Source organism: Rhodoferax sp. GW821-FHT09E07 (assembly GCF_059416145.1).
Genome location: NZ_JBWKOP010000008.1, coordinates 207,819 through 220,288 on the forward strand (window position 1 = coordinate 207,819; position 12,470 = coordinate 220,288).

At 64.5% G+C, this 12,470-nt stretch carries 11 protein-coding genes, 1 tRNA gene and 1 pseudogene; 11 read left to right on the top strand and 2 right to left on the bottom strand.

Annotated elements, in window-relative coordinates:
• Positions 1–23: 23 nt before the first annotated feature.
• Together AC07OE_RS17120 and AC07OE_RS17125 are read right to left on the bottom strand one after the other, a co-directional pair.
• Positions 24–995 (bottom strand): response regulator, encoded by a 972-nt coding sequence (locus AC07OE_RS17120; RefSeq protein WP_495071784.1) that lies wholly within the window; start codon positions 993–995, stop codon positions 24–26.
• Positions 976–4,476 carry a hybrid sensor histidine kinase/response regulator gene (locus AC07OE_RS17125; protein WP_495071785.1) on the bottom strand — a complete coding sequence of 1,167 codons (3,501 nt, stop codon included), beginning with the start codon at positions 4,474–4,476 and terminating at the stop codon, positions 976–978. Before AC07OE_RS17125 ends, AC07OE_RS17120 begins: the two co-directional genes overlap by 20 nt.
• 105 nt (positions 4,477–4,581) lie before the next feature.
• Here AC07OE_RS17125 and ureA point away from each other — a divergent pair, with 105 nt between their 5' ends.
• The 11 genes and pseudogenes from ureA (at position 4,582) to AC07OE_RS17180 (ending at position 12,462) form a co-directional block, all read left to right on the top strand.
• Positions 4,582–4,884 (top strand): urease subunit gamma, encoded by a 303-nt coding sequence (ureA, locus tag AC07OE_RS17130; protein WP_029705516.1) that lies wholly within the window; start codon positions 4,582–4,584, stop codon positions 4,882–4,884.
• Positions 4,885–4,906: 22 nt separating this feature from the next.
• Entirely contained in the window at positions 4,907–5,500 is a 594-nt protein-coding gene (locus AC07OE_RS17135; RefSeq protein WP_495071786.1) for a HupE/UreJ family protein, read from the top strand.
• A gap of 10 nt (positions 5,501–5,510) precedes the next feature.
• Positions 5,511–5,816: an urease subunit beta gene (locus AC07OE_RS17140; protein WP_315478770.1), complete on the top strand. Its 306-nt coding sequence runs from the start codon at positions 5,511–5,513 to the stop codon at positions 5,814–5,816.
• The gene (gene ureC / locus AC07OE_RS17145; protein WP_495071787.1) at positions 5,816–7,534 is read left to right on the top strand and encodes an urease subunit alpha; all 1,719 of its coding nucleotides are present in this window, start codon (positions 5,816–5,818) and stop codon (positions 7,532–7,534) included. The genes AC07OE_RS17140 and ureC overlap by 1 nt, the downstream gene beginning before the upstream one ends.
• A 14-nt stretch (positions 7,535–7,548) precedes the next feature.
• Positions 7,549–8,187, top strand: a complete 639-nt coding sequence (locus tag AC07OE_RS17150) for a LysE family translocator (protein ID WP_495071788.1) — start codon at positions 7,549–7,551, stop codon at positions 8,185–8,187.
• 46 nt (positions 8,188–8,233) lie between these two features.
• Positions 8,234–9,478: a serine hydrolase domain-containing protein gene (locus AC07OE_RS17155; RefSeq protein ID WP_495071789.1), complete on the top strand. Its 1,245-nt coding sequence runs from the start codon at positions 8,234–8,236 to the stop codon at positions 9,476–9,478.
• A gap of 9 nt (positions 9,479–9,487) precedes the next feature.
• A pseudogene (gene ureE / locus AC07OE_RS17160) lies at positions 9,488–10,021 on the top strand (urease accessory protein UreE); the annotation flags it as partial.
• Between the two features lie 12 nt (positions 10,022–10,033).
• Entirely contained in the window at positions 10,034–10,711 is a 678-nt protein-coding gene (locus tag AC07OE_RS17165; protein WP_495071790.1) for an urease accessory protein UreF, read from the top strand.
• A gap of 58 nt (positions 10,712–10,769) precedes the next feature.
• Positions 10,770–11,429: an urease accessory protein UreG gene (gene ureG / locus AC07OE_RS17170; RefSeq protein ID WP_495071791.1), complete on the top strand. Its 660-nt coding sequence runs from the start codon at positions 10,770–10,772 to the stop codon at positions 11,427–11,429.
• Between the two features lie 34 nt (positions 11,430–11,463).
• Positions 11,464–11,553, top strand: a tRNA-Ser gene (locus tag AC07OE_RS17175).
• A gap of 165 nt (positions 11,554–11,718) precedes the next feature.
• Entirely contained in the window at positions 11,719–12,462 is a 744-nt protein-coding gene (locus AC07OE_RS17180; protein ID WP_495071792.1) for a porin family protein, read from the top strand.
• Positions 12,463–12,470 lie beyond the last annotated feature (8 nt).

The window sequence follows — 12,470 nt, forward strand, 5'->3', positions numbered from 1 at the left end:
CCACCCGGCACACGGCCCTGTAGCTACCCCTCGAACTGTGGATGCAACTGCCGAATCCGCGACATGGCCATGCCCGCCGCCGCCGTGCGCGTCTCCACGCCCAGCTTCACAAACACACGCTCCAGATGCTTCTTTACCGTCATGGGGCTGCTGCCCAGGATGTCGCCGATGTCCTTGTTGGTTTTGCCCTTGACGACCCAGTAGAGCACCTCGGCCTCCTTCGCGGTGAGCTTGAAGGACAAGCTCATGGCTTCAATGACGGCCGTATCGGACACCTCGCGCATCACGATGAGCCAGTCACCCCCCGCATCGCTGTCGCCAATTTGCTGGTGCAGGCGAAAGGTCAGGCGTTTGGGGCCACGTTCCAGGCTCAGTTTGGCGGGCTCGCCACCGCGCTCCAGTGTCTGAACACAGGCCTTCAGCCAGGTGCGCAGCTCAGGCGGGGTTTGCGGTGCATGGGTGCCGCAGTAGCGCTCCAGCAGGTCGCGCGCCAGCGGGGTTTGCCACATGAGGCAGCCGTCGGCCGCACGCACGGTGATGGTGGCGTAGCCAAAGGCATCCAGCGCGTTGCGCGTCTGGCGCCGCTCCCGCGCGCCGGCTAGGTGCACGCCCATGCGGGCCAGCACTTCCTTGGGCTTGATGGGCTTGGTCACATAGTCCACACCACCACTCTCGAGCGCGGCCACCAGGTATTCCGTCTCGGTCAACCCGGTCATGAAGATGATGGGAATGTGTGTGGTGTGCGGCGCAGCCTTGAGGCGGCGTGCCACCTCAAAGCCATCCATGCCGGGCATCATGGCGTCCAGCAGAATGACATCGGGCAGGCCCTGCGTGGCGCGTTGCAGCGCAGCCTCACCCGAGGTGGCGATGAGCACCGTGTAACCCGATTCATCCAGCGCATCGTGCAGCACCGACAGGTTGTCGGGCACGTCGTCGACGATCAGCACCACGTCGCTGTTGGCGCGATCCAGGGAGTCAATGGGTGGGGCTTGCATCCAGCGCTTTCTGTAATTGGGCGGCCATGGACTCGAACTGGTACTGCCGCGCCAGCGCCGCCATGGACTGGGTGAACGCCGTGCATTCGGGGTGGGCAGCGTCGATCGCGTCCAGCTTGTTCATGATGCCGCGGTAAAAGCCCAGCCGCACCAGCTCCTGCAGGGCCAGGCACTCCTCGCGCGGCGGCAGCACCGCAGGCGCGACGGCCGGCGGCACGGGCGCGGCGCGCACCGGGCTCGCGGCCACGTCTTGCCACTGCAGCGCCAGGCGGCGCTCCAGCCAGTCCAGCAGCTCGCTGTGGCGCACGGGCTTGACGATGAAGTCTTCGGGCGGCAGACCCAGGCCGTTGTCCAGCCCGCGGTCAAACGCATTGGCCGACACAATGGCCACCTGCGGCTGCGCGCCACCCAACGCGGGGTTGGCGCGGATGCGGCGCAGGGTCTCCCAGCCGTCGATGCCTGGCATGGCCAGGTCCAGCAGCACCACATCGGGCTGCAGACCCGCGGCCAGCAAATCCAGACAGTCGTGGCCACTGGCGGCGGTGCGCACCTCAAAGCCCAGCGGCTGCAGCAGGCTCACCAACAGCTCGCGGTCGGCCTCTTCGTTGTCCACCACCAGCACCTTGCGGCGGGCACCCATATAGCCCAAGCGCGGCTTGCGCACAGCTGCGGGCAGGGTCGATTCGACCGGGCCTGCGGGCAAATGCAGCTCGGGCAGGAACAGCCGAACCTGGAACACCGAGCCCTCACCCAGCGCCGTGGTGGCCGACAGCTCGCCACCCATCAGGTCGGTCAGCATCTTGGCAATCGTCAGACCCAGGCCCGAGCCCGCCGTACCACCGGCCGCGCTGGCGCCGCGCGTGAAGGGCTCGAAGATGCGGTCCAAATCCTCCTGCGCCATGCCAGGGCCGGTGTCGCGCACCTCCACCTGGGCCATCTCGCGCGCATAGCGCAAACGCAGCGTCACACTGCCTTGCTGGGTGAACTTGATGGCATTCCCCAGCAGGTTGAAGAAAATCTGGCGCACGCGTTTTTCATCGGCTCGCACCCACTCGGGAATGGTGCCTTGCACCTCGAAGTGGAACTGCAGGCCCTTGGCCGCGGCTTGCAGCTCGAACATACCGGCGATCTCGTGCATGCCGCTGGCGAACTGCATGGGCTTCACATTCAGCGTGAGCTTGCCGCTCTCGATGTGGGCCATGTCCAGCGTGCCTTCGATGAGCGACAGCAAATGCTCGCCCCCGCGCTTGATCACGCTGACCGCTTGCTTGCGGTGTGCCGGGATGGAAGCGTCTTCACCCATGAGCTGCGCGTAGCCCAGGATGCTGTTGAGCGGCGTGCGCAGCTCGTGGCTGATGGCGCTGATGTAGCGGCTCTTGGCCTGGTTGGCAGCTTCGGCGGCCTGCTTGGCACGTTCGGCCAGCAGCTTGGCATCTTGCAAGGCCTCGTCGGTCTGGCGATGCGATTCGATCTCGCGCATCAGCAAATGGGTTTGCCGGTTCGATTCTTCCTGCGCCACCTGGCGGCTCTTGTGCGCCAACACCAGCCACCAAGCCACGATGCCCGACATCAGCATGAGCGCGGCAAACGCCTTGGTAAAGCCCGAGCGCAGCGAGGCCTGCAAGGCGGCCTGTTGTTCAGTCATGGCGGCCAGTGCGCCCAGCTCTTGTGTGTAGAACATGCCAAACACCGTGGCCAGCAGCGGCACGATGATGAGCATGAGCAAGATGAAGTGCCCCAGCCCCGTGTCCAAAAACGGCCACACGGGTTTGGGCAACAGCCAGCGCAGCGCGGCCGACCATTGGGTGGACAGGTTGGCGTGCGGTTTGCACACGTCGCCACAGCGCGCGTCCAGCGTGCAGCACAGCGAACAGATGGGGCCCTGGTAGGCCGGGCAGTGGGCCATGTCGGGGCCCTCATATTCACGCTCGCAGATCACACAGCGGCGCACGGCCAGCCTTGCATAGCTGCCCTGGCTGGATGCATCGGTCGGCTGGCGCGCCAGGTAGTACTTGCCTTTTGTCGCCCAGGCAATCAGCGGCGCCGTGACCATGGCGGTGACCAGCGCCACCACCGCGGAAAAGGCCCGCGCCAGTTCGCCAAAGAAGCCCAGATACGCCGCGATCGACAAACCGGACGCCAGCGCCATCGCGCCCACGCCCACGGGGTTGATGTCAAACAGGTAGGCGCGCTTGAACTCGATGCCCTTGGGCGACAGGCCCAGCGGCTTGTTGATGACAAGGTCGGCCACCACTGCCATGATCCAGGCGATAGCGATGTTGGAGTACAGGCCCAACACATCGCCCAGCGCCTGGAACACATTCATCTCCATGAGCATGAAGGCGATGACGCTGTTGAACAACACCCACACCACGCGCCCGGGGTGGCTGTGGGTCAGGCGCGAGAAAAAGTTGCTCCAGGCCAGCGAGCCCGCATAGGCGTTGGTCACATTGATCTTGAGCTGCGACACCACCACGAAGACGGCCGTGGCCGCCACCGCCCAGCCCAGGGACGGAAACACGTACTCATAGGCCGCCAGGTACATCTGGTTGGGGTCCACGGCGCGGTCGATGGGCACACTGTGCTGGATGGCCAGGTAGGCCAGGTAGGCACCGCCCAGCATCTTGACGACACCCAGCAGTACCCAGCCTGGCCCGCCCACCAGCACGCCCAGCCACCAGCGGCGCCGGTTGGCAGCCGTTTGCGCAGGCATGAAGCGCAGGTAGTCGGCCTGCTCCCCCATTTGGGTAATCAGGGCGATGCCCACCGTCAATGCCGCACCAAACAAGTGCAAATTGAAGACGCCCCCCTGCCCAAGCTCACCACCATAGTGCGTAATGCCGGCAAACACGGCGGGGTCACGCACCAAAACAAAGCCAAACGGCACCACCAGCATCACCAGCCACAGCGGTTGGGTCCAGATCTGCAGGCGGCTGATGGTGGACACGCCGTGGGTGACCAGCGGGATGACGACCAGCGCACAGATCAGGTAGCCCCAGGTGGGGGGAATGTCCAGCGCCAGCTCCAGCGCATAGGCCATCACGGCGGCCTCCAGCGCGAAGAAGATGAAGGTGAAGGACGCGTAGATGAGCGAGGTGAGCGTGGATCCGATGTAGCCAAAGCCCGCGCCGCGGGTCAGCAGGTCCATGTCCACGCCGTAGCGGGCGGCGTACACGCTAATAGGCAGACCGGCCAGAAAGATCACCAGCCCCGTGGCCAGGATGGCCCACAGCGCGTTCACATAGCCGTATTGCACCAGCAGCGTGGCGCCCACGGCCTCCAGAATCAGGAAGGACGAGGCGCCAAACGCCGTGTTGGCCACCCGGAAGGTAGACCACTTGCGGAACCGCTGCGGAGCGTAGCGCAGGGCGTAGTCCTCCATGGTCTCGCTGGCCACCCAATTGTTGTAGTCGCGGCGGATCTTCACCACCCGCTGGGCGGGGGCTTCGGCAGGAGGCGGCAGGGTGGGCGGAGCGTGCACAGCACCAGGGGTGCAGATTTCATGCCACCCGACTGGGGCGTTTGGCGTATAGCGAAAGGCACAGGGATTGCTTACAGTGCAATCTCCAAAAAACCGAATACCGCCATGGAACTCACGCCCCGAGAAAAAGACAAGCTGCTGATCTTCACCGCCGGCCTGCTGGCCGAGCGACGCAAGGCCCGTGGCCTGAAACTCAACTACCCCGAAGCCATTGCCCTGATCAGCGCCGCCGTGATGGAAGGCGCGCGCGACGGCAAGACCGTGGCCCAGCTCATGAGCGAAGGCCGCGCCGTGCTGACCCGCGCCGACGTGATGGACGGCATCGCCGAGATGATCCCCGACATCCAGGTGGAAGCCACCTTCCCTGACGGTACGAAATTAGTCACCGTCCACCAACCCATTGTCTGAACACCCAGCCCACGGAGACTGTATGCGACCCTCATTGAAAAACGCTCTTCTTTTGATAGCTGCTTGCGCAATATCCACGGGGGCTAGCGCCCATACAGGACATGGAACCGAGAGTTTCATGGAAGGCCTGGTGCACCCCTTCGGCCTGGACCACCTGCTGGCCATGTTGGCCGTGGGCGTCTGGTCCGTAGCCGCCCTGCCCGCCCGCCAGGCCTGGCAAGGCCCCGCCACCTTCCTGCTGGCCCTGGTGGCAAGCGCGGTGCTGGGTGCCAGCGGCGTGACGCTGCCCTACCTGGAACATGCGATTGCACTGTCGGTAGTGCTGTTTGGCGCCATGCTCATCGTCGCGGCCACACCCGTGCCCAGAGCCCTGGGCCTGGGGCTCGTCGCCGCGGCCGCCTCGCTGCATGGCCTGGCCCATGGTGCGGAAACACCAGCAACCGGCTTTGCCGGCTACGCCGCCGGGTTCCTGCTGACCACGGCCGCGCTGCATTTGGGCGGCGTGGGTCTGGGCGTGTCCATCCGCCGCCGGCTGGCCGCGCGCAGCACAGTGGTGCTGGGCAGCCTGGGGACCCTGCTGGGCTTTGCCGGCGTGTACCTGTTCACCCAAGTCTGAGGGCCCCGACATGACCCCCGGCGAAATTCTTTGCGACGAGGGCGAGCACGCCCTCAACACCGGCCGCCGCACGTTGACGGTGGTGGTGCAGAACACCGCGGACCGCCCCATCCAGGTCGGCTCGCACTACCACTTTGCCGAGACCAACGGCGCGCTGGGCTTTGACCGCGCAGCCGCACAAGGCATGCGACTGAACATTCCTTCCGGCTCGGCCGTGCGCTTTGAGCCCGGACAGCAACGCACCGTGGAACTGGTGGACCTGGCCGGTGACCGCGTGGTCTACGGCTTTCGCGGCCTCGTACAAGGAAAACTGTAATGGCAACGATTGGACGCCGCGCCTACGCGGAAATTTTTGGCCCCACCACGGGTGACCGTGTGCGCCTGGCCGACACCGGTCTGCTCATCGAGGTGGAGAAGGACTACACGCTGGCGGCAGGTGCCTATGGCGAAGAGGTGAAGTTCGGCGGTGGCAAGACCATCCGCGATGGCATGGCGCAGTCGCAGAAGACGCGCGCGGAAGGCGCCGTGGACTGCGTGATGACCAACGCGCTGATCCTGGACCACTGGGGCATCGTCAAGGCCGACATTGGCTTGAAAGGCGGGCGCATCGTCGCCATCGGCAAGGCCGGCAACCCCGACACCCAACCCGGCGTGGACATCATCATCGGCCCTGGCACCGAGGTCATCAGCTGCGAGGGCAATATCGTCACCGCCGGCGGCATCGACAGCCACATCCACTTCATCTGCCCGCAGCAGATCGAAGAGGCCCTGGCCAGCGGCGTGACCACCATGCTGGGCGGCGGCACCGGCCCGGCCACGGGCACCTTTGCCACCACCTGCACGCCCGGCCCCTGGAACATCGAACGCATGCTGCAGGCGGCAGACGCCTTCCCCATGAACCTCGGTTTCTTGGGCAAGGGCAATGCGAGCCTGCCCGCCGCGCTGCACGAGCAGATCAACGCCGGCGTAATCGGCCTGAAGCTGCATGAAGACTGGGGCACCACGCCCAGCGCCATCAGCAACTGCCTGGACGTGGCCGACGCCACCGACACGCAGGTCGCCATCCACTCCGACACGCTCAACGAATCGGGCTTTGTGGAGGACACCATCGCCGCCACCAAGGGCCGCGGCCTCTGCGCCTTCCACACCGAAGGCGCGGGGGGCGGCCACGCACCCGACATCCTGCGTGTGGTGGGCCAGGACAACTTCCTGCCCAGTTCCACCAACCCCACCATGCCCTATACGCAGAACACGCTGGATGAGCATGTGGACATGCTGATGGTCTGCCACCACCTGGACGCCGGTATTGCCGAGGATCTGGCCTTTGCCGAAAGCCGCATCCGCAAGGAAACCATTGCGGCCGAAGACATCCTGCACGACATGGGCGCCATCAGCATGATGAGCAGCGACAGCCAGGCCATGGGCCGCGTCGGCGAAGTCATCATCCGCACCTGGCAGACGGCCGACAAGATGAAGGCGCAGCGCGGCACCCTGCCCGAAGACTCGGTGCGCAACGACAACTTCCGCGCCAAGCGCTATGTGGCCAAGTACACCATCAACCCGGCCATCGCCCACGGCATCAGCCACGAAGTGGGCTCAATTGAAGTTGGCAAGTGGGGCGACCTGGTGGTGTGGAAACCGGCCTTCTTCGGCGTCAAACCCGCGCTCATCCTCAAGGGCGGCTTTATCGCCTTTGCGGCCATGGGCGACCCCAATGCCTCCATTCCCACGCCGCAGCCCGTGCACTACCGCCCCATGTTCGGCGCGTTTGGCGGTGCGCTGCACAAGGGCTCGTTCACCTTCGTGTCGCAAGCCGGGTTCAACGCGGGTGTGAAAGAGCGCTTTGGCCTGGCCAAGAACGTGGCCGCGGTGAAGAACATTCGCGGCGTGCGCAAGCAGCACATGGTGCACAACAGCTACCTGCCAGTGATGGAGATCGACGCGCAAACCTACACCGTGCGCGCCGATGGCCAGCTGCTGACTTGTGAGCCGGCGGTCAAACTGCCCATGGCGCAGCGATACTTCCTGTTTTAAACCAAGAGGTGTCCATGCTTCCAGACATGCCCCTGCTGCTGGGTTTCATTGGCGCGAGCCTGTTGCTCGCCCTCACCCCCGGTCCCGCTGTTGTGTACATCATTGCGCGCACCCTGGCGCAAGGCAGGGCCTGCGGCCTGGCCTCTGTGCTGGGCGTGGCGCTGGGAAATCTGTGCAATGCGGTGGGTGCCGCACTCGGTCTGGCAGCGCTGTTTGCTGTGTCCTCACTTGCTTTCACCGTGGTGAAGTGGGCGGGCGCCGCCTACCTGATCTACCTGGGTGTTCGGCTGTGGCGCGCCGCGCCCCTGGAAGTGACGAACGCACCGCAGCCGCCCCGGCAATCAGCGCTGCGCGTGTTCCGGGACGGAATCGTGGTTGCAACGCTGAACCCCAAAACCGCCCTCTTCTTCGCCGCGTTTTTGCCCCAGTTCACCGATGCCAGCGGCAACCTGCTGGCACAGACGCTGGCCCTGGGTGGTGTCTTCGTCTGCGTGGCGGGCTGCACCGACCTGATGTATGTGATGGCTGCCAGCCTGATCGCGCCCCGGCTGGGTCGCGTTGCCCGCCAGGCGGCATGGGGTAACCGCATCGCGGGGACGTCCTTTATCGGGCTGGGCGTGCTGACCGCCATGGGCAGCCGCCCCACACACTGATCTGGCATATGCCATCCACCACAGGTATGCGCGCATACTGCGGCGTATGAAAATCCACGCCTTGTTTTTAACCGTGCTGGGCACGCTGGGCCACGGCTATAGCGCTGCTGCACCTGACGAAGAACTGCTGGGCAAGGCCGCGGGCTACCCCGTGGCACCGCGCCTTGGCCAGGCGTTTCAGGAGGCCTACCGCGTGGGCTCCTTCAGCGCCATGGACACGCTGTCGCCCCACTGCGTGCTGGAGCCCTCGGCCCAGCCGCAGCCACTACCCAAGGCCGCCAGCGAACCCGCATTCCGCTACCAATTCGACGGCAAGACGCTGACGCTGGATGACTACATGCAGCGCCAGCGTGCCACGGCGGTGCTGGTTTTGCACGACGGGCAGATCGTGGCTGAGCGCAGCAACTACGACCGCAAACCAGAGCACCGCCTGCTGTCCAACTCCATGGCCAAGACCATCGTGGCGCTCGGCTTTGGCAAGGCACTGGAAGAAGGCCGCATTCGCTCGCTGGACGACATCGCCGCCACGTACGAACCCAAGCTGGCCGATACCCTGTACGGGCAGACCAAGATCATCAACCTGATGCGTATGGCCTCGGGTGCCAAGTTTGTCGAAGACTATTCGGGCAAGGACGACCTGGCACGCTTCAACCAAACTACCCGCACCCAAGGCAACGCCGCAGGCGCCCAGGTCATCACCGAGCGCGTGGCGCCCGAAGGCACGCTGTTCAATTACGCCAGCGCCGAAACCCAAATGCTGGGCCTGGTGCTGCGCGGTGCCACGGGGCAAAGCCTGTGCCAGTACATAGCCGAAAAGATCTGGCAGCCGCTGGGCGCCGAGGCGCGCGCCACCTGGCTCACCAACCCGGTGGACCAGACCGAACTGGCCGCCGGCAACTTCAACGCCACGGCGCACGACTACGCCCGCCTGGGCCTTCTGCTGGCCAACGACGGTGTGCGCGATGGCAAGGCCGTCATCAGTCGCGACTACCTGCTGCGCATGACTGACGCCAGCCAGCAACCACCCGCATTTCGCCCCGGCACCATGCAGAACAAGGGCAGCACCTACATGGGCTATGGCCTGCAAACCTGGCTGCTGCCGGGCAGCCATCGACGCTTTGTGCTGCTGGGCATATACGGCCAGGCCATTCTGGTGGACCCAGACCTCAAACTCGTCATCGTGCACATGGCCGTGGCCAAAGATGCCTCGGGCGACCCCAGCGGCACCCGCATGGGCGTGGAACGCAGCGCGCTGTGGCGCGGCATAGTTGCTGCTTACGGCAACTGGTAAGGAATACTCATGCTTCAAGTCTCCAAATGCATCCCCCAAGGCCAGGGCCTGGCCTCTGTGCTGCTCAAGCGCGCCGCCACCGTCGAACTCGACTGGGACGTGCGCCAGAAAAGCCGCTTTGACGCCACCGACTCCGCCGGTCGCACGCTGGGCGTATTTCTGCCCCGCGGCACCGCCGTGCGCGGTGGCGACGTGCTGGTGGCCGAAGACGGCTCGCTGGTGAAAGTGATTGCCGCGCCGCAATCGGTGCTGAAGATCACGCATTGCAGCGACCATGGCGCACCGTTTGATTTGATCCGCGCGGCCTACCACCTGGGTAACCGCCATGTGCCCATCGAACTCAAGCCCGACCACCTGAAAATCGAACCCGACCACGTGCTGGCCGACATGCTGCGCGCCATGCACCTGATCGTGAACGCGGTAGAGGAGGCGTTTGAACCCGAAAACGGAGCCTACGCCACGGGCGGGCACACCGGCGGACACCGCCACGGACACTACGACCATGACCACAGCCATGCGCATGGTCATGGCGATTACCATCACCACTGAACCGCCATGCTGGATTCGAGCCTGATGCAGTTGATGTGGCTGGCCTCGCCGGCCTTGCCGATTGGCGGATTTTCGTACTCAGAATGCCTGGAAGCCGCTGTGGACACTGCGCGAGCCGCTACAGAAAGTGAAGCATCCGCTTGGCTGGTCGACCAGCTGCACCTGACGCTGGCGCGCTCGGACCTGCCTGCCGTGGCCCAGGCCATTGCCGCCTGGCGTGCGGACGACATGGCACGCGTGGCCCAGCTCAACGCCTGGGTACTGCAGACGCGCGAGAGCGCCGAGCTGCGCGCCCAGACCGAGCAGATGGGCAAGAGCCTGCTGGAATGGCTGAAGAACCACACGACGGCCACGCCCGCGCAAATTGCCGTGCTGGCCGGGCAGGAGCCCACCTACCCCATCGCCTACGCACTGGCCGCCAGCGCTACGCAGGCCCCGGTGCGCGAATGCCTGCTGGCCTATGCCTTTGGGTGGGCCGAGAACATGACCCAGGCCGCCATCAAATCGGTGCCCCTGGGCCAAAGCGCGGGCCAGCGCATCCTGTCCGCGCTCACCGCCGCCATCCCCGAAGCCGTCAACCATGCCCTGGCGGTGGACGATGACAGCCGCCAGGCGTTTTCCCCCATGCTGGCCATCCTCAGCAGCCAGCATGAAGTGCAGTACTCCCGTCTCTTCAGGTCATAAATACCCTCTAGCCCCCGTATCCATTACGCAAGCAGCTCCTTTATTCATAGCAAATATCATGTCTAACCTGCACCACATCGCCAACCGCACCAAGACCCTGCCTCCCCTGCGCGTGGGCATAGGTGGGCCCGTTGGCTCCGGCAAAACCACGCTTTTGGAAATGCTCTGCAAGGCCATGCGCGAGCAGTACGACCTGGTCGCCATCACCAACGACATCTACACCAAGGAAGACCAGCGCCTGCTGACCGTGAGCGGCGCACTGCCCGCCGAACGCATCATGGGTGTGGAAACCGGCGGCTGCCCGCACACCGCCATCCGCGAAGACTGCTCCATCAACCTGGAGGCCATAGACCGCATGCTGGTGGACTTCCCCAACGCCGACATCGTGTTTGTGGAAAGCGGCGGCGACAACCTGGCCGCCACCTTCAGCCCCGAACTCAGCGACCTGACGATTTACGTGATCGACGTGGCTGCAGGCGAAAAAATCCCCCGCAAGGGTGGCCCTGGCATCACCAAAAGTGATTTGTTTGTGATCAACAAGACAGATCTGGCCCCCCACGTGGGCGCCAACCTGGACATCATGCGCAGCGACACCGAACGCATGCGCAACACCGCCAAGGGCCTGAAACCCTTTGTGATGACGAACCTGAAGGATCTGACTGGCCTGAAAGACGTGATCGCCTTCATCGAAACCCGCGGGATGCTCAAGACGGCGTGAAGCCCCCAGGCGCCGGGTAGAATACGCGCCTCTAGGAAGCTTGGCCGAGCGGTTTAAGGCACCGGTCTTGAAAACCGGCGAGGGTTTATCCCCTCCGTGAGTTCGAATCTCACAGCTTCCGCCACCCCACCGCCGGCCATTCGTGCGGCAAACGGCCCCTCTGGTCGCAAAATTCAATCCCTACGAACGAAATATTGCGGCCGAAATAGCCTGGACTTCCTATACTTATTCACGGACAACGTCGGCCAAAACAGGTCGACAGTCTGTGGATTGACCAAGGAGTACCGGGATGACACACCCTACCAGCCGTACGGCTCGGCACCTTACCCTCTCCACCATGGGCCTGTGTTTGGCACTGGCGGCCCCCTCCTTGTGGGCCCAACCCGGCTGCGATCACACTTGCGCCATCCGCTTGGACACACAAAGCGACGTCAGTTACCTGGGAGGCTTACTGCAAATCCGTCCCGCCCAGGCCGCGGACAACGCCACCTTGGGTAACTCGCCCTACCAGGACACGGGGCTCAAGGCCGATTGGCGGCTGACGCTGGACAACGGTAACCAGATCTCGTTGGGAGGAACCACGAGCAACCGCAACCCACGCTGGGCGCTGGGAGGCCCGAACCCGAGTACGCAAACCAATGCACTCACGATCGGGTGGCTCACCCCCCTCGGGGATGGCAACACCCTCTTCAGCCTGACGGCCGCAGGCGGCATGGAGCTGGCCAACGGCGGCCGGGACGATGGCGACAAGCAGTTCTTTGGTCCTCGGGCACTGCTGCAACGCAGCTTCAACGACCGTTGGGGTGCCTATGTGACCTTTGGGGCCACACGCGCCAGATACACCGGCACCAACAGCCTGTATGGCTTTGCGCGGGAGGAATCGCTCTACGACCTGTCCCTGGGAGTCACCTGGGCCGTGAGCAAAGGTGTCTCCGTCCGCCCACAACTGAGCTACACGCGCAATATCAGCAATGCCGAGCTATACGGCTACGACAAGGCGGACGCCTCCATCAAGGTGCGCTTGGACTACTGAAACCACTG